Origin of the sequence: Kitasatospora sp. NPDC048239, assembly GCF_043202015.1 — a bacterium.
GTDB lineage: Bacteria > Actinomycetota > Actinomycetes > Streptomycetales > Streptomycetaceae > Kitasatospora.
The window spans coordinates 686,803-701,307 of sequence record NZ_JBICZP010000001.1; the positions used below are offsets into that span (position 1 = coordinate 686,803).

Consider the following 14,505-nt stretch of genomic DNA (forward strand, 5'->3'; position numbering starts at 1 on the left):
CTAGAGAGGATCTCCCCGATGCGCCGCATCGCAGCCGTGTTCGCCACCGTCCTGCTCGCCGGAGCCGCCGCACTCGCGGCGCCGGCCGCCAACGCCCAGCCCGTACCGCAGGCCGCCACCCGGGCCGCCGCCCCGGCAGCCGCCACGCAGGCCGTCACCGGCGGCTGTACCGCCACCCTGGCGGGAGACCGGGTCATCGGCACCTGTTCCGGCATCGACCCCATGCAGACCTGGCGGGTCGCGGCCTGGTGCCAGGGCTGGGACGGCACCAGCCAGACCTGGCAGGGAACCACGAGCGGTTGGGTCACCGGCAACGGGACCACCTTCGCGCCGTGCTTCAGCCTGTCCATGGCCTCCTACGGGCAGGTCGTGCTGGGCTCCGTGGTGCCGGCCGGCCCGGTCGGCCAGATCACCGGGTACGGCAACAAGTGCGTCGACGTCCGCGGCGGCAGCCCCGCCAACGGCACCCCCGTCCAGATCTACGACTGCATCGGCACCGCCGCCCAGCAGTGGAAGATCGGCGCCGACGGCACCGTGCGCGCCCTCGGCAGGTGCCTGGACGTCAAGGGCGGCAACAGCGCCCAGGGGACCCTCGTCCAGATCTACGACTGCAACGGCACCGGCGCCCAGCAGTGGCAGGCCCGCGCCGACGGCTCGCTGTTCAACCCGCAGTCCGGCCGCTGCCTGGACGACCTCGGCTTCTCCACCACCAACGGCAACCAGCTCGGCATCTGGGACTGCAACGGCTACGCCAACCAGGTCTGGCACCTGCCTGCCTGACGCGGTAGCCGAAAGGTCACGAGGTCACACGGTCGCGGCGGCCGGGGCGAGCCTGCGAAGGCGCTCCCCGGTCTCCGCGTCCCGTGGTGACAGGACCAGCAGCTGCAGCCCGTCCGGGGCCCGCAGCACCAGCTGGTCGGTCCGCAGCAGCCCCACCTCCTCGTGCAGCAGGTCCTTCTGCGCCCCCGCCCGCTCCTGCACCCGGTGCTCGTCCAGCCAGCGCTCCGTCTCCGGGAACTCCGCCCGCACCCAGGCGATCAGCCGTGCCAGCCGCAGCCCCGCCGCGTCGCCCTCGCCGCCGCGCTCCGCGTACGCCGACCGCAGCTCCCCGAGGAACCGGCGGGCGTGCAGCGCCCAGTCGACGGTCCTGGTCCGGTGGAGCCGGTTGCCGAACACCACCCGGACCAGGTTGCGCTCCTCCGGTGCGAGGCCGGCCAGTTCGAACAGCGCCTCGGCGCTCGGGTTCCACGCCCGGACGTCCCAGTCCGCGTCCGTCACGAGGGCCGGCGCGGGCCACTGCGCGTGCATCAGGCGCAGCAGGGGCGCCGGCACCTCGGCCGGCACCTGCGCGGCGGCCTCCCGGGGCTCGCTCCCGGCCAGCCGGAACAGGTAGGCCGTCTCCGCCCGGTCCAGCCGCAGGGTGCGGGCCAGGCTGGTGAGCACCTCCGGGGACGGGTTGATGGCCCGGCCCTGTTCCAGCCAGGTGTACCAGGTCACCCCGACCCCGGCGAGCACGGCCAGCTCCTCCCGCCGCAGCCCCGGTGTCCGCCGCCGCACCCCCGGTGCCATCCCGACGTCCTCCGGCGTCAGCCGGGCCCGCCGGCTGCGCAGGAAGCCCGAAAGCGCCTTCCGGCGGACCTCCGTGTCGGTCATTCCCCCGCCCCTTCCTGGTAGTCGGACTGCCAGTATCCGCACGCACTGCCGCGTGCCGCCCCGCCCCGCGAGGCTGGAGCCCTCAGCCGATCGCTCGACCTCACAGGGGGATTCTCCAATGAACCGTCAGAACCACCAGAACCGTCAGAACCACCAGAGCCGTTTGCACCTCCCGGGCCGCGCGGGCCTCCAGGGCCGCCGGGCCCTGATCGCCGCCGCGGCGGCGGCCGTCCTGCTCGGCACCACCGGCTCGCTGCCCGCCGCCGCGGCCGGGTCGGGGGCCGGGTCGGGGCGGGCCCCGGCCGTGATCGAGGGCCACGCACCGCGGCTGACCCCGGAGGGGGCGAGCTGGGACCAGGACCGCCGGCGGTTCCTGGTCGGCTCGATGGAGCGCGGCACCATCTCGGTGGTCCGCCCGGACGGCCCGGTCCGCACGCTGGTCGACGACCCGGGCGTCCTGGTGCAGGTCGCCGGCCTGCACGTGGACGCGGCCCGCGGGCGCGTCCTGCTGGCCAACCTCGACAACGGGGCCGGCGCCCGCAGCACCCCCGCCACGACCGGCCGGACCGCCGGGGTCGGCGCGTACGACCTGGAGACCGGGCGCCGGATCTTCTACACGGACCTCGCGGCGGTCGCGGGCGACGGCGGCCCGCACGCGGCCAACGACCTCGCCTTCGGCCCGGACGGGACGGCGTACGTCACCGACTCCTTCGCGCCGATCGTGTACCGGGTCGGGGTGGACGGCGCCGCCTCCGTGCTGGTCCGTGACGACCGGCTGGCGCCGAAGCCCGGCGGCTACGGCCTCAACGGCATCGTCTACCGGGACGGCCGGCTGGTCCTCGGCACCTGGGAGGACGGGACGCTGTGGCAGCTCCCGGTCCACCGGCCCGAGGGCCTGCGCCGGATCGAGGTGCTCGGCGGCGGTGCGGGGGCACTGGTCCACCTCGACGGCCTGCTCGGCCGCCCGGACGGCGGCATCGCGGGGGTGACCAACGACTTCGGCGGCACGGGCCGCGACGCCGAGGTCGAGCTCCGCTCCGACGACCACTGGCGGACCGCCCGCCTCACCGCCGTCCGCCCCTCCGCCGACCGGGTGCCCACCGCCCTCACCCCGGGGCCCGGCGGCAGTACCTACCAGCTCTCCGGCCGCGTCGACCTGCTCATCGCCGGTACCCCGGCCGACACCTTCACGCTGCGCAGGATCTGACCCGACCGGGACCGCCCCTGCTCCCCGCACGGGTGCGGGGGCGGGCCCGGCTCAGGCGGTCAGGGCGGCCGGGGCCGTGGCGGACGTCAGGCGCGCCTGGTCGTAGCGCGCCTGGTCGTAGCGGGTCAGCAGGAGGCGGGCGAGCTCGGGGGCGGCGCCGAGGACGGCGGCGAGGAGGTCGGCGTCGCGGGCCCCGTCGGCGATGCGGTCGGGCAGCAGTCCGGGGGCCAGCAGGTAGGGGGCGACGGCGACCCGGTCGACCGCCGGGTCGCGGCGCAGGGCGGCGACGGCCTCGGGCACCCGCGGTCCGGCGGCGGAGGCGTAGGCGACCTCGGCGGCGGCCCAGCCGCGGGTGTGGCGCCACTCGGCGGCGAGCGCCCGGGTGGCGGCGTCGGCGGCCGGGTCGGAGGAGCCGGCCGCGGCCAGCACCACACCGGTGCGGGCCCGGACGGCGGGGGAGGAGACCTCCAGCCCGGCCTCGGCGAGGCGGCGGTCCAGCGCGGCGAGCAGCAGGGGGGAGGGCCCGAGCACGTCCGCGACCGGCAGGCCGGCGCCGGTCGCGCGCAGGGCGGCGGGGATGTCGTGCTTGGCGTGGAACGCCCGGTTGAGGAGCAGCGGCACCGCCACGGCGTCCGAGAGCCGGGAGACGACCTGCGGGATCCGCGGGGCGCAGTGGTCCAGGTACGCGGTGGCGATGTCGAGCCCGGGCCGCAGCGCCCGGACCTCGTGGACCAGCGCGGCCACCGTCGCGGCGTGCCGAGGGTCCCGGCTGCCGTGGGCGATCAGCAGCAGGGCGGGGCCGCCCGCCGCCACCGGGGTGGCGGCGAGGGCGGCGGACGGCCGGCGGTCGTACATGAGGAGAGCCCTACCTGACGGCGGCCAGCAGGCCGCGGTTGCGCAGTACCCGGCGCTCGATCGGGGTGAACACCAGCAGTTCGATGGCGATCCCGACGAACAGGATGAGGATGATGCCGAGCAGCACGCCCGCCATGTCGGAGAACTCGCGCTGGTTCTCCAGGTACCGGCCCAGGCCCAGGCCCAGGTCGGGGGAGGAGGCGACGAGTTCGGCGGCCATCAGCGAGCGCCAGGAGAACGCCCAGCCCTGCTTGAGGCCGGCCAGGTAGCCGGGCAGCGCGGCCGGCAGCAGGATGTGCCGGGCGCCGGACAGGCCGGTGGCGCCGATGGTCCGCCCGGCGCGCAGGAACAGCGGCGGCACCTGGTCGATGCCGGCCACCAGGCCGTTGGCGATGGAGGGGACGGCGCCGAGCAGGATCACCGCGTACATCATCTGGTCGTTGATGCCGAGCCAGATGACGGCGGCCGGCACCCAGGCGACCGAGGGCAGCGACTGCAGACCGGACAGCACCGGTCCGAGCGCGGCCCGCACCGGCTTGACCCGGGAGACCACCAGGCCGATCGGGGTGCCGATGAGGACGGCTATCAGGAAGCCGGACAGGCCGCGCCAGACGCTGGTCCAGATGATCGAGAACAGCGTGCCGGCGCTCCAGAGGTCCCCGGCGGCGCTCCACACGTCGGCCGGGCTGGGCAGCTTGTAGGCGGTGGTGACGTGCAGGCTGTACGCGCCCTGCCAGACGGCGAGCACCAGCAGCACGCCGAGCAGCGGCGGCAGGGCCTTCTGGCGGAACACCTCGCCGAAGGAGCTGTGCTGCGCCGTGACGGACTCCAGCGCGTCCAGGCCCGCCCCGACGTCGGCCGAGTCGGTACCGGTGGAGGGGCGCTTGTCCATCACCGGGGTGGTGTCAGTGCTGGCCATGGCGGCGGATCTCCCCACGCAGTTCTTCGGTGATCTCGATGGACAGGTCGGCGACGCCGGTGGACTCGATGCGGCGCGGCTGCGGCAGGTCGATCCGCCACTCGCGGGCGACCCGGCCGGGGCGCGAGGAGAGCAGGACGACGCGCTGGGCGAGCCGGACGGCCTCGCGCACGTTGTGGGTGACGAACAGGACGGTGAGCTTGCGCTCGGCCCAGATCCGGGTGATCTCGTCGTGCAGGACGTCCCGGGTGATGGCGTCGAGTGCGGCGAACGGCTCGTCCATCAGCAGCACCGAGCCGCCCTGGGCGAGCGCGCGGGCCATCGCGACGCGCTGGCGCATGCCGCCGGACAGCTCGTGCACGCGCTTGCCGTAGGAGCCCTGGAGGCGGACGAGTTCGAGCAGCCGCTCGGCCTCGGCCTTCCGCTCGGGGCGGGCCACGCCGGCGAGCCGCAGGGCGAGTTCGATGTTCTTGCCGGCCGTGAGCCAGGGGAACAGCGCGTGCTCCTGGAACATCAGCGCGGGGCGACCCCCGGTCACCTCGATCGAGCCCGCGGTGGGCTGGTCGAGGCCGGCGACCAGGTTGAGCAGGGTGGACTTGCCGCAGCCCGAGGCGCCGAGCAGGGTGACGAACTCGCCCGGTGCGACATCGAGGGTGATGTCGTCCAGGACGGGGGTCGCCGAGCCGGGGCGGCCGAAGGACTTGTGCACGTGCGAGATCCGGACGGCGGGCGTGCCGCCGCGGGCGTCGACGCCGACGGCGTCTTCCGAGGTGGTCAGTGCCGGGGTCATCCGGGCACCTCCTGCATCTGGGAGCACCTCCCGGCCGGGGCCGGGGGCGGTCGTGGGTCCTCCGGCCCGTCGGGGGCCGGGAGGGGTGGCGAAGTGGGGCCGGGGTCCGGCCCCGCCCGCCCCGTGCTCGGGGCATCGACTGGGCATCGACAGGGCGGGCGGGGAGCCGGACCGCGGAGCTTGGGGCGCGGCTACGCGGTGGTGCGGGGCGCTACTTGGTGCCGAGTCCGGCGTCCGCCACAGCGCTCTGACCCTTGGCCTTGAGCACCTTGTTGAGCAGGGTCAGGTCGTAGATCCCGTTCAGGTTCGGCTTCTTGAGCAGACCCGCGGTCACCGCGTGGTCCGCCTCCGCCTGCAGGGTGTCGGCCAGCGGGTCGTCCAGGAAGTCGATGTCCTGCCAGGCCGGGTCGAGGACGGCGGGCTCCAGGGCGTTGCCGGCCTCCTTCTTGATGGCCTCGTTGGCGTCGCTCTTGGCCTTGTCCGGGTTGGCCTTGATGAACGCGTTGGTGTTCACCGAGCCGCGCAGGACGGCCTCCACCACGTCGGGGTGTGCGCTGAGGAACTTCTGCGAGACGATGATGTTGGTGATCACGAACTTCTTGTCCGGCCAGACGTCCTTCTCGTTGAGCAGGACCTTCGCGCCGAGGGTGACCAGCTTGGAGGCGGTGGGCTCGGGCACCCAGGCGCCGTCGATCGAGCCCTGCTTGTAGGCGTCCGGGGTGACCTTGTTGTCGGTGCGGACCACCGAGACGTCGCCGGCGCCGGACTGCGCGTCCACCTTGTAGCCCTTGCCGGCCAGGTAGTTGAGCAGCGCCACGTCCTGGGTGTTGCCCAGCTGCGGGGTGGCGATCTTCTTGCCCTTGAGGTCGTCCAGCGACCCGATCTTGTCCGGGTTGACCACGAGCTTGACGCCGCCGGAGGCCGAACCGCTGATGATCTTCAGCGACTTGCCCTCGGACTTGGTGAAGCCGTTGATCGCGGGGGAGGGGCCGATCCAGCCGATGTCGATCGAGTCGGCGTTCAGCGCCTCGATCTCCGCCGGGCCCGCGTTGAAGATCTGGGTCTTGACCTGGGTGGCGCCCAGCTCCTTCTGGATGAGGCCCTCCTGGAGCCCGACCAGCGGGGTGCCGTGGGTCAGGTTGGCGAAGTAGCCGATCCTGACGGTGTCGGCGGAGAGCTTCGCGCCGGAGGCGGAATCACCGGCCGGGGCCGCGGTGTTGGTCTTCTTGTCGTCGCTCTTCGAGCCGTAGCCGCAGGCCGAGAGCAGGGCCACGGCGGTAAGACCGGCGACGGCGGCCGCGGCGGAGCGTCTGATCCGACCGGAGGCCGGGCGTGCGGGGCTATGCGGTGCGGGGTCGTGCGGGAGTGCCTGGGTCGATGCCATGGTGGAGTCCTGTTCGCGGACGGACCGTCAGGAGGCGGCCTCGGGGCGGAAGTCGGTCGGGTCGTGCTTGCGGCATCGGGGGATGCCGGGCAAGCCGGGTCGGCGTGCTGTACCAGCTGTGGGGTGGGACAGCGGCCGGCCCGGTGACAGGGCGTTCTCAGCCCTGTCGGCCCACACATCGGGTCAGGCCGCCCTGGCCGCTGCCGAGGACGCCGCTGCCGATGCGGCCGCCTTCCTTGTCCATGCCCGAGAACGCCTCGCTGGGCATCAGACCCAGTCCTCCTCGTGGGGTGCGTCGGGTGCGTCGGTACCGGGTACCGACGCGAATGCCTCGCCCGCCATGCCGGCGGTGAGGGTGGTGCCGTCGGCCGGGTCGATCAGCAGGAACGAGCCGGTCCGGCGGTTGGCGGAGTAGTCGTCGAGCGAGAGCGGCTCGGCGGTGCGCAGCACCACGTGGCCGATGTCGTTGACGCTCAACCCCTCGGGGGCGGGGCGCTGTTCGAGGCCCCCCTCCTCGATGGGCGCAGTGATGTCGATCCGGTAGGAGATCTCCTTGACCAGCGCCCGGACCGTGCGGGTGGTGTGCTTGAGCAGCACCTTGTCACCGGCGCGCAGCGGGCGCTCGTGCAGGTGGCAGACGGTCGCGGTGACGTCCTTGACGGGCGTCGGGGCGGGGCCGGCCGCGATCAGGTCGCCGCGGGAGATGTCGATGTCCTCGGCGAGGCGGACGGTGACCGACTGGGGGGCCCAGGCGACGTCGGTCTCCCGGCCGAGCGCGTCGATGCCGGCGACGGTGGTGGTGTGGCCGGAGGGCAGCACCGTCACCCTGTCCCCGACGCGCAGCACGCCGGAGGCCAACTGTCCGGCGTAGCCGCGGTAGTCGGGGTGCTCCTCGGTCTGCGGGCGGATCACGTACTGGACCGGGAAGCGGGCCGGCTCCTCGCTCGGGTCGCCGTCGACGGCCACCGTCTCCAGGTGCTCCAGCAGCGTCGGGCCGCCGTACCAGTCCATGTGGGCGGAGGGCTCGACCACGTTGTCCCCGGCGAGTGCGGAGATCGGGATCGCGACCACGTCCTTGACGCCGAGCGAGGCGGCGTAGGCGGTGAACTCCTCGGCGATGGCGGCGAAGACGGGCTCCGCATACTCGGTGAGGTCCATCTTGTTGACGGCCAGCACGACGTGCGGCACGCGCAGCAGCGCGGCGACGGCGGCGTGCCGGCGGGTCTGCTCGACCACGCCGTTGCGGGCGTCGACCAAGACCACGGCGAGTTCGGCGGTGGAGGCGCCGGTCACCATGTTCCGGGTGTACTGCACGTGCCCCGGGGTGTCGGCGAGGATGAACCGCCGCCGCGCGGTGGCGAAGTAGCGGTACGCCACGTCGATGGTGATGCCCTGCTCGCGCTCGGCGCGCAGGCCGTCGGTGAGCAGTGCGAGGTCGGGCGCGTCCTGGCCGCGGCTCAGGGAGGCGCGCTCGACGGCCTCCAGCTGGTCGACCAGCACCGACTTGGAGTCGTGCAGCAGACGGCCGACCAGGGTGGACTTGCCGTCGTCGACGGAGCCGGCGGTGGCGAAGCGCAGCAGGGAGGTGGCGCTGGTCTCGGTGGTGGTGCTCATTTAGAAGTATCCCTCGCGCTTGCGGTCTTCCATCGCGGCCTCGGAGAGCTTGTCGTCGGCCCGGGTGGCGCCGCGCTCGGTGAGGCGGCTGGCGGCGATCTCGGCGATGACGTCGGCGATGGTCACCGCGTCGGAGTCGACGGCCCCGGTGCAGGACATGTCGCCGACCGTGCGGTAGCGGATCAGGCGCCGCTCGACCGGCTCGTTCGCCTTGGGCCCGCCCCACTCGCCGGCGGTCAGCCACATGCCGCTGCGGGAGAAGACGTCGCGCTCGTGGGCGTAGTAGATCTCCGGGAGCTCGATGCCCTCGCGCTCGATGTACTGCCAGACGTCCAGCTCGGTCCAGTTGGAGAGCGGGAAGACCCGCACGTGCTCGCCGACGGCGTGCCGGCCGTTGTAGAGCGACCACAGCTCGGGGCGCTGGCGGCGCGGGTCCCAGGCGCCGAACTCGTCGCGCAGGGAGAAGACGCGCTCCTTGGCGCGGGCCTTCTCCTCGTCGCGGCGGCCGCCGCCGAAGACGGCGTCGAAGCGGCCCTTCTCGATGGCGTCCAGCAGCGGCACGGTCTGCAGCGGGTTGCGGGTGCCGTCGGGGCGCTCGCGCAGCCGGCCGTCGTCGATGAAGTCCTGGACGTGGGCGACGTGCAGGCGCAGGTTGTGCTCGGCCGCGACGCGGTCGCGGTAGGCGATCACCTCGGGGAAGTTGTGGCCGGTGTCGACGTGCAGCAGCGAGAACGGGATGGCGGCCGGCCGGAAGGCCTTGAGCGCCAGGTGCAGCATGACGATGGAGTCCTTGCCGCCGGAGAACAGGATCACCGGGCGTTCGAACTCCCCCGCGACCTCGCGGAAGATGTGCACCGACTCGGCCTCCAGCACGTCCAGGTGGGACAGTGCGAAGGGACCCTGTGAACCGTGGTCGGGGTCGTCGGTGTGGACCAGGCTGTCGGTCGCGGTGGTCACGCGAGGCCCCTCTCGGTCAGGAAGGCGTGGAGTTCGGCGGCGCTCTCGGTCACCGCGCGGCCCTGGGTCTGCAGGCGCAGCTCCGGGTCCGCGGGGGCCTCGTACGGGTCGTCGACACCGGTCAGGCCGGAGATCTCGCCGGCCGCCTGCTTGGCGTACAGGCCCTTGACGTCGCGCTCGGCGCAGAGCTCGACCGGGGTGGCGACGTGGATCTCCAGGAACTCGGTGCCGTGGGCGGCGTGCCGCTCGCGGACGGCGGTGCGGGAGTCCGCGTAGGGGGCGATCACCGGGGCGAGCACCTTGACGCCGTTGGCGGCGAGCTTCTCGGCGACGAAGCCGATCCGGGTCACGTTGGTGTGCCGGTCCTCGCGGGTGAAGCCGAGACCCTTGGAGAGGAACTCGCGGATCTCGTCGCCGTCCAGGACCTCGACCCGGTGGCCCTCGGCGCGCAGCCGCTCGGCCAGGGCGAAGGCGAGCGTGGTCTTGCCGGCGCTCGGCAGCCCGGTCAGCCACACGGTGGCGCCGCGCTCGCAGGGGGCGGCCTGCGGGGCCGCCTCTGCGGCTCCGTCGGCGGCCAGGGTGGTGGCTGTGCTCACGGTGGGTTCTCCAGACGGGTGTTGACGGTGGAGCAACGGGTGGTGGCGGCGGGTCAGAGGTGGATGCCGCACTCGGTCTTGCCGGAGCCGGACCAGCGGCCGGCCCGGGCGTCCTCGCCCTCGGCGGGCTTGCGGGTGCAGGACAGCGGCGAGCAGCCGACCGAGGTGTAGCCCTCCCACAGCAGCGGGTTGAGCAGGACCCCGTTGGCGTTGACGTAGGCGTCCACGTCCTCCTGGGTCCACCGGGCGATCGGGGCGATCTTGACCTTGCGGCGCTTGGCGTCCCAGGCGACCACCGGGGTGCCGGCCCGGGTGGGGGACTCGTCGCGGCGCAGTCCGGTGGCCCAGGCGTCGTAGCCGCCGAGGCCGCGGTTCAGCGGCTCGACCTTGCGCAGCGAGCAGCACAGGTCAGGGTCCCGGTCGTGCAGGTTCGGCCCGTACTGGGCGTCCTGCTCGGCCACGGTCTGCAGCGGCTTGAGGGTGATGACGTTGACCGGCATCACCGCCGCCACCGCGTCCCGGGTGCCGATGGTCTCGGGGAAGTGGTAGCCGGTGTCGAGGAACACCACGTCCACCCCGGGCAGGGCCGAGGAGGCCAGGTGGGCCACGACCGCGTCCTCCATGGAGGAGGTGACGCAGAACCGCTTGCCGAAGGTGTCGGCCGCCCACGCCAGGATCTCCTGGGCGGTGGCCTCCTCCAGCTCGCGGGCGGCCCGCTCGGCGAGCGCCTGGTGGTCAGTCGTCGTGCTGGTCATGCGCCTTACCCCCGTTGGTCGGCGACAGCAGGCCGAGGAACTTCAACTGGAAGGCCCGGCGGCACCCGTGGCATTCCCAGGCGCCGTGTCCGGCCTCGGAGGGGCGCAGGTCCTCGTCCCCGCAGTACGGGCAGAAGAACGGTGCGGCGCGCTCGCTCATCGCCCACCTCGGTTCGCTCGGCGTCCGCTTCGTGCGCTCATGACAGCTGCTCCTCGCCGACCCGGGCCGCCCACTGGGCGAAGCGCTCGCCCTCGGTGCGGCCGGCCTGGTAGCGGGTCAGGACGCGCTCGACGTAGTCCGGCAGGCCGTCCTTGGTGACCTTGAGCCCGCGGACCTTGCGGCCGAAGCCGGCCTCCAGGCCCAGGGCGCCGCCCAGGTGCACCTGGTAGCCCTCGACCTGCTCGCCGTTGTCGTCCGTGACCAGCTGGCCCTTGAGGCCGATGTCGGCGACCTGGATGCGGGCGCAGGCGTTCGGGCAGCCGTTGATGTTGATGGTCAGCGGCTCCTCGAAGTCGGGGAGGCGCTTCTCCAGCTCGTCGATGAGCGTGCGGCCGCGCTCCTTGGTCTCGACGATGGCGAGCTTGCAGTACTCGATGCCGGTGCAGGCCATGGTGCCGCGCCGGAACGGCGACGGGGTGACCCGCAGGTCCAGCGCCTCCAGGCCGGCCACCAGCGACTCGACCCGGTCCTCGGCGATGTCGAGGACGATCATCTTCTGCTCGGCGGTGGTGCGCAGCCGGTCGCTGCCGTGGGCGGCGGCGAGGTCGGCGATCTGGCCGAGCAGCCTGCCGTCGACCCGGCCGACGCGCGGCGCGAACCCGACGTAGAAGCGGCCGTCCTTCTGCCGGTGCACGCCGACGTGGTCGCGCCAGCGGCCGCTGGGCTCCTCGGGCGCGGGGCCGTCGACCAGCTGGTACTTGAGGTACTCGTCCTCCAGCACCTGGCGGAACTTCTCCACGCCCCAGTCGGCGACCAGGAACTTCAGCCGGGCGCGGTTGCGCAGCCGGCGGTAGCCGTAGTCGCGGAAGATGCCGATGACGCCGCCGTAGACGTCCGCGACCTCGTCCAGCGGGACCCAGGCGCCCAGGCGCACGCCGAGCTTGGGGTTGGTGGAGAGGCCGCCGCCGACCCAGAGGTCGAAGCCGGGGCCGTGCTCGGGGTGGACGACGCCGACGAAGGCGACGTCGTTGATCTCGTGGGCGACGTCCAGCAGCGGGGAGCCGGAGACGGCGGACTTGAACTTGCGCGGCAGGTTGGAGAAGTCCTTGTTGCCGATGAAGCGGCGCTGGATCTCCTCGATGGCCGGGGTGCCGTCGATGATCTCGTCCTCGGCGACACCGGCCACCGGGGAGCCGAGGATGACGCGGGGGGTGTCGCCGCAGGCCTCGGTGGTGGACAGGCCGACGGCCTCCAGCTTCTGCCAGATCGCCGGGACGTCCTCGATCCGGATCCAGTGGTACTGGACGTTCTGCCGGTCGGTCAGGTCGGCGGTGTTGCGGCCGTACAGCTCGGAGACCTCGGCGATCGCCTTGAGCTGGGCGACCGTCAGCCGGCCGCCGTCGATGCGGACGCGGAGCATGAAGTACTCGGCGTCCAGCTCGTGCGGGTCGAGGATCGCGGTCTTGCCGCCGTCGATGCCCTCCTTGCGCTGGGTGTACAGACCCCACCAGCGCATCCGGCCGCGCAGGTCGGCCGGGTCGATCGAGTCGAAGCCGCGGTGCGCGTAGATCGTCTCAATGCGTGTCCGCACATTGAGACCGTCATCGTCCTTCTTGAACTGCTCGTTGGCGTTCAGAGGAGTGAAGTGGCCCACGCCCCACTGGCCCTCGCCGCGGTGCCGGGTCGCCTTGCGGACCGGTGCCGGGCGCGGCGCGGCGGCGCGGTCGGCCGTGGGCTCGGCGGTCTCGGGGGAGGTGGCCATGGTGAAGTCCTTCGTGGCAGGTGGCTCTGGCGCCGGGTTGGTCGCTGGGCGTGCTCGACGGGTACGGTGCTGCTGTGACCTGCTGGTTTGTCAGGGGCCGGGAGAGCAGACCGGGGCCGGGCGGGCGCCTGCGCATCCGCGTCAGCGGGGATGGGCGGGGTGGTGGCGCCGGGTGCGGTGGGTGGCAGCGGGGTGGGGCTCAGATCACCGGACACATGGCGCTGGACACGCGAAGCAGATCGACGTGGAGTCGACCGACCAGGGTGGTTCCGGCGCTAGGCATGGCAAGAGATTCGCACGGCGCACGACTCGCGGTCCACTAACGTCCGTATTCTGGACGTAAAGGTTTCGCATGGCGAGATGTCGGAGCGTTCCCGCCGCTCGTCGGATCGGACCCCCTGCGGCAGGCCGCGACACGGGAGATCAACGGACCGGTCCCGGCCCGATACCGTTAGCCCTGTGCAACCAGCAGGCGAAACGACGAGTCCCAGCCCCGAGCGGTCCTCCCGGCGTCGGGGCAGGGGTTCCCGGCGCGCGGTCAAGCAGGTCACCTGGCGCAGCACGGCCTGGGCGCTGGTCAAGGACACCACCAACACCTGCGTCGAGTACCGGGTCACCGGCCTCGCCGCCGAGGCGGCGTTCTTCACCCTGCTCTCGATCCCGCCGCTGCTGCTCTGCCTCGCCGCCACCCTCGGGTACCTGGACGAGTTCCTCGGGGCCGGGACGATCGACCAGCTCAAGTCGGACATCGTCTCGGCAGCCGGGACGGTGCTCTCGCAGTCGTCCATCCAGGACGTCGTGGTGCCGCTGCTCAACGACGTCTTCGACCACACCCGGCCGGACCTGATCTCGATCGGCTTCCTGCTCTCGCTCTGGTCCGGCTCGCGCGCGCTCTACATCTTCATCGACACCATCACCGTGATGTACGGGCTGGACGGCAAGCGCGGCATCGTCAAGACCCGGCTGATGTCGCTCGGCCTCTATCTCGGCGCGCTGGTGATCGGCTCGCTGGTGCTGCCGCTGCTGCTGGCCGGGCCGGGGCTGGTGCTGAACGCGCTGCCCGGGGTCGCGACGCTGGTGAACGCGGTCTACTGGCCGTTCGCCATCCTGCTGCTGATCGTCTCGCTGACCACGCTCTACCACCTCGCGGTGCCCGTCTCCACGCCCTGGCGCGAGGACATCCCCGGTGCGCTGGTCGCCCTGGTGGTCCTGGTCTTCTGCAGTGTGGCGCTGCGGCTCTACCTGGTCAGCTCGGTCGAGGGCCACTCGGTGTACGGCTCGCTGGCCGCGCCGGTCGCGGTGCTGCTGTGGATCTTCGTGGTCGCGATCGCGGTACTGATCGGCGCCGCCATGAACGCCGCCATAGACCGCCGCTGGCCCACCCTGGAGACCGCCGACGCCCGCGCCGAGAACGAGCGGGCGCAGGAGGAGGCGGCCGCGGCGGTGGTCCGCGAGGTCGCCGCCCGGCGCGCCGTCGAGCGGGCCCGGCGGGCGCGCGAGCTCGGCCTGGCCGAGGGCGCGGAGGAGGAGTACTACGAGGAGGAGGGCGAGGACGCCGACGTCCCCTCGGAGTACCCCGAGCGCTGGGCCGACGTGCTGGCCGCCGACAACGTCCGCGGCCGACTCACCACCCGGGGCGGCCCGCACCACCGGCCGACCCCGCCGCCGCCGGACAGCGACCGCCCGACCGTGCCGCCGCCCGACTACCACGTGCCCGACTACCCCGTGCCGGGCCACCCGCCGCGGCCGCCGTGGGACCAGCAGTAACGGTCCGCCGCGGCGTGCGGCGGCTCGGGCGCGGGCGGTCGGGGGCGGGCCGCGGCGGCCGGGTGCGGTGGCGGAACCGCAGGTGA

At 73.1% G+C, this 14,505-nt stretch carries 15 protein-coding genes; 3 read left to right on the forward strand and 12 right to left on the reverse strand.

What is annotated here, in order from left to right; translation table 11 throughout:
• Positions 1–18: 18 nt before the first annotated feature.
• Positions 19–780, forward strand: a complete 762-nt coding sequence (locus ACGFZP_RS02980) for a ricin-type beta-trefoil lectin domain protein (RefSeq protein ID WP_392927907.1) — start codon at positions 19–21, stop codon at positions 778–780.
• A 24-nt stretch (positions 781–804) separates the two neighbouring features.
• Here ACGFZP_RS02980 and ACGFZP_RS02985 read toward each other — a convergent pair whose 3' ends face one another.
• Entirely contained in the window at positions 805–1,653 is an 849-nt protein-coding gene (locus tag ACGFZP_RS02985) for a helix-turn-helix transcriptional regulator (protein WP_392927909.1), read from the reverse strand.
• A 118-nt stretch (positions 1,654–1,771) separates the two neighbouring features.
• Between ACGFZP_RS02985 and ACGFZP_RS02990 the strand changes: the two genes are divergently transcribed.
• Positions 1,772–2,860 carry a hypothetical protein gene (locus ACGFZP_RS02990; RefSeq protein ID WP_392927911.1) on the forward strand — a complete coding sequence of 363 codons (1,089 nt, stop codon included), beginning with the start codon at positions 1,772–1,774 and terminating at the stop codon, positions 2,858–2,860.
• Between the two features lie 51 nt (positions 2,861–2,911).
• On the opposite strand, the gene ACGFZP_RS02995 is transcribed toward ACGFZP_RS02990, so the two are convergent.
• The 11 genes from ACGFZP_RS02995 to ACGFZP_RS03045 all read right to left on the reverse strand — a co-directional run bounded on the left by ACGFZP_RS02995 (position 2,912) and on the right by ACGFZP_RS03045 (position 12,935).
• Complete coding sequence (locus ACGFZP_RS02995) at positions 2,912–3,715, reverse strand: sirohydrochlorin chelatase (protein WP_392927913.1); 804 nt, start codon at positions 3,713–3,715, stop codon at positions 2,912–2,914.
• Between the two features lie 10 nt (positions 3,716–3,725).
• Positions 3,726–4,634 (reverse strand): ABC transporter permease, encoded by a 909-nt coding sequence (locus ACGFZP_RS03000; RefSeq protein ID WP_392927915.1) that lies wholly within the window; start codon positions 4,632–4,634, stop codon positions 3,726–3,728.
• Positions 4,621–5,424, reverse strand: coding sequence for an ABC transporter ATP-binding protein (locus tag ACGFZP_RS03005; RefSeq protein ID WP_392927916.1), 804 nt, complete (start codon positions 5,422–5,424; stop codon positions 4,621–4,623). Before ACGFZP_RS03005 ends, ACGFZP_RS03000 begins: the two co-directional genes overlap by 14 nt.
• Positions 5,425–5,635: 211 nt before the next feature.
• Entirely contained in the window at positions 5,636–6,808 is a 1,173-nt protein-coding gene (locus ACGFZP_RS03010) for an aliphatic sulfonate ABC transporter substrate-binding protein (protein WP_392927917.1), read from the reverse strand.
• A 267-nt stretch (positions 6,809–7,075) separates the two neighbouring features.
• Entirely contained in the window at positions 7,076–8,422 is a 1,347-nt protein-coding gene (locus tag ACGFZP_RS03015) for a sulfate adenylyltransferase subunit 1 (protein WP_392927919.1), read from the reverse strand.
• The gene (gene cysD, locus ACGFZP_RS03020) at positions 8,423–9,358 is read right to left on the reverse strand and encodes a sulfate adenylyltransferase subunit CysD (RefSeq protein ID WP_392928330.1); all 936 of its coding nucleotides are present in this window, start codon (positions 9,356–9,358) and stop codon (positions 8,423–8,425) included.
• Between the two features lie 17 nt (positions 9,359–9,375).
• Positions 9,376–9,957, reverse strand: a complete 582-nt coding sequence (gene cysC / locus ACGFZP_RS03025; RefSeq protein WP_392928332.1) for an adenylyl-sulfate kinase — start codon at positions 9,955–9,957, stop codon at positions 9,376–9,378.
• A 71-nt stretch (positions 9,958–10,028) separates the two neighbouring features.
• The gene (locus ACGFZP_RS03030) at positions 10,029–10,730 is read right to left on the reverse strand and encodes a phosphoadenylyl-sulfate reductase (protein WP_392927921.1); all 702 of its coding nucleotides are present in this window, start codon (positions 10,728–10,730) and stop codon (positions 10,029–10,031) included.
• Positions 10,711–10,890, reverse strand: coding sequence for a hypothetical protein (locus ACGFZP_RS03035; protein WP_392927922.1), 180 nt, complete (start codon positions 10,888–10,890; stop codon positions 10,711–10,713). The genes ACGFZP_RS03030 and ACGFZP_RS03035 overlap by 20 nt, the downstream gene beginning before the upstream one ends.
• Before the next feature lie 37 nt (positions 10,891–10,927).
• Complete coding sequence (locus ACGFZP_RS03040) at positions 10,928–12,652, reverse strand: nitrite/sulfite reductase (RefSeq protein ID WP_392927923.1); 1,725 nt, start codon at positions 12,650–12,652, stop codon at positions 10,928–10,930.
• A gap of 199 nt (positions 12,653–12,851) precedes the next feature.
• Positions 12,852–12,935, reverse strand: coding sequence for a putative leader peptide (locus ACGFZP_RS03045; protein WP_353963037.1), 84 nt, complete (start codon positions 12,933–12,935; stop codon positions 12,852–12,854).
• 176 nt (positions 12,936–13,111) lie between these two features.
• On the opposite strand from ACGFZP_RS03045, the gene ACGFZP_RS03050 reads away from it, so the two are divergent.
• Positions 13,112–14,419 (forward strand): YihY/virulence factor BrkB family protein, encoded by a 1,308-nt coding sequence (locus tag ACGFZP_RS03050; protein WP_392927924.1) that lies wholly within the window; start codon positions 13,112–13,114, stop codon positions 14,417–14,419.
• Positions 14,420–14,505: the final 86 nt, after the last annotated feature.

What these genes read in the sequence shown, in the direction of transcription:
- ACGFZP_RS02980 (WP_392927907.1), top strand. Translation starts at nt 19, where the DNA reads ATGCGCCGCATCGCAGCCGTGTTCGCCACCGTCCTGCTCGCCGGAGCC.
- ACGFZP_RS03045 (WP_353963037.1), bottom strand. Translation starts at nt 12,935, where the DNA reads ATGCCTAGCGCCGGAACCACCCTGGTCGGTCGACTCCACGTCGATCTG.
- ACGFZP_RS02990 (WP_392927911.1), top strand. Translation starts at nt 1,772, where the DNA reads ATGAACCGTCAGAACCACCAGAACCGTCAGAACCACCAGAGCCGTTTG.
- ACGFZP_RS03030 (WP_392927921.1), bottom strand. Translation starts at nt 10,730, where the DNA reads ATGACCAGCACGACGACTGACCACCAGGCGCTCGCCGAGCGGGCCGCC.
- ACGFZP_RS02995 (WP_392927913.1), bottom strand. Translation starts at nt 3,715, where the DNA reads ATGTACGACCGCCGGCCGTCCGCCGCCCTCGCCGCCACCCCGGTGGCG.
- ACGFZP_RS03035 (WP_392927922.1), bottom strand. Translation starts at nt 10,890, where the DNA reads ATGAGCGAGCGCGCCGCACCGTTCTTCTGCCCGTACTGCGGGGACGAG.
- ACGFZP_RS02985 (WP_392927909.1), bottom strand. Translation starts at nt 1,653, where the DNA reads ATGACCGACACGGAGGTCCGCCGGAAGGCGCTTTCGGGCTTCCTGCGC.
- ACGFZP_RS03010 (WP_392927917.1), bottom strand. Translation starts at nt 6,808, where the DNA reads ATGGCATCGACCCAGGCACTCCCGCACGACCCCGCACCGCATAGCCCC.
- ACGFZP_RS03005 (WP_392927916.1), bottom strand. Translation starts at nt 5,424, where the DNA reads ATGACCCCGGCACTGACCACCTCGGAAGACGCCGTCGGCGTCGACGCC.
- ACGFZP_RS03040 (WP_392927923.1), bottom strand. Translation starts at nt 12,652, where the DNA reads ATGGCCACCTCCCCCGAGACCGCCGAGCCCACGGCCGACCGCGCCGCC.
- ACGFZP_RS03000 (WP_392927915.1), bottom strand. Translation starts at nt 4,634, where the DNA reads ATGGCCAGCACTGACACCACCCCGGTGATGGACAAGCGCCCCTCCACC.
- ACGFZP_RS03015 (WP_392927919.1), bottom strand. Translation starts at nt 8,422, where the DNA reads ATGAGCACCACCACCGAGACCAGCGCCACCTCCCTGCTGCGCTTCGCC.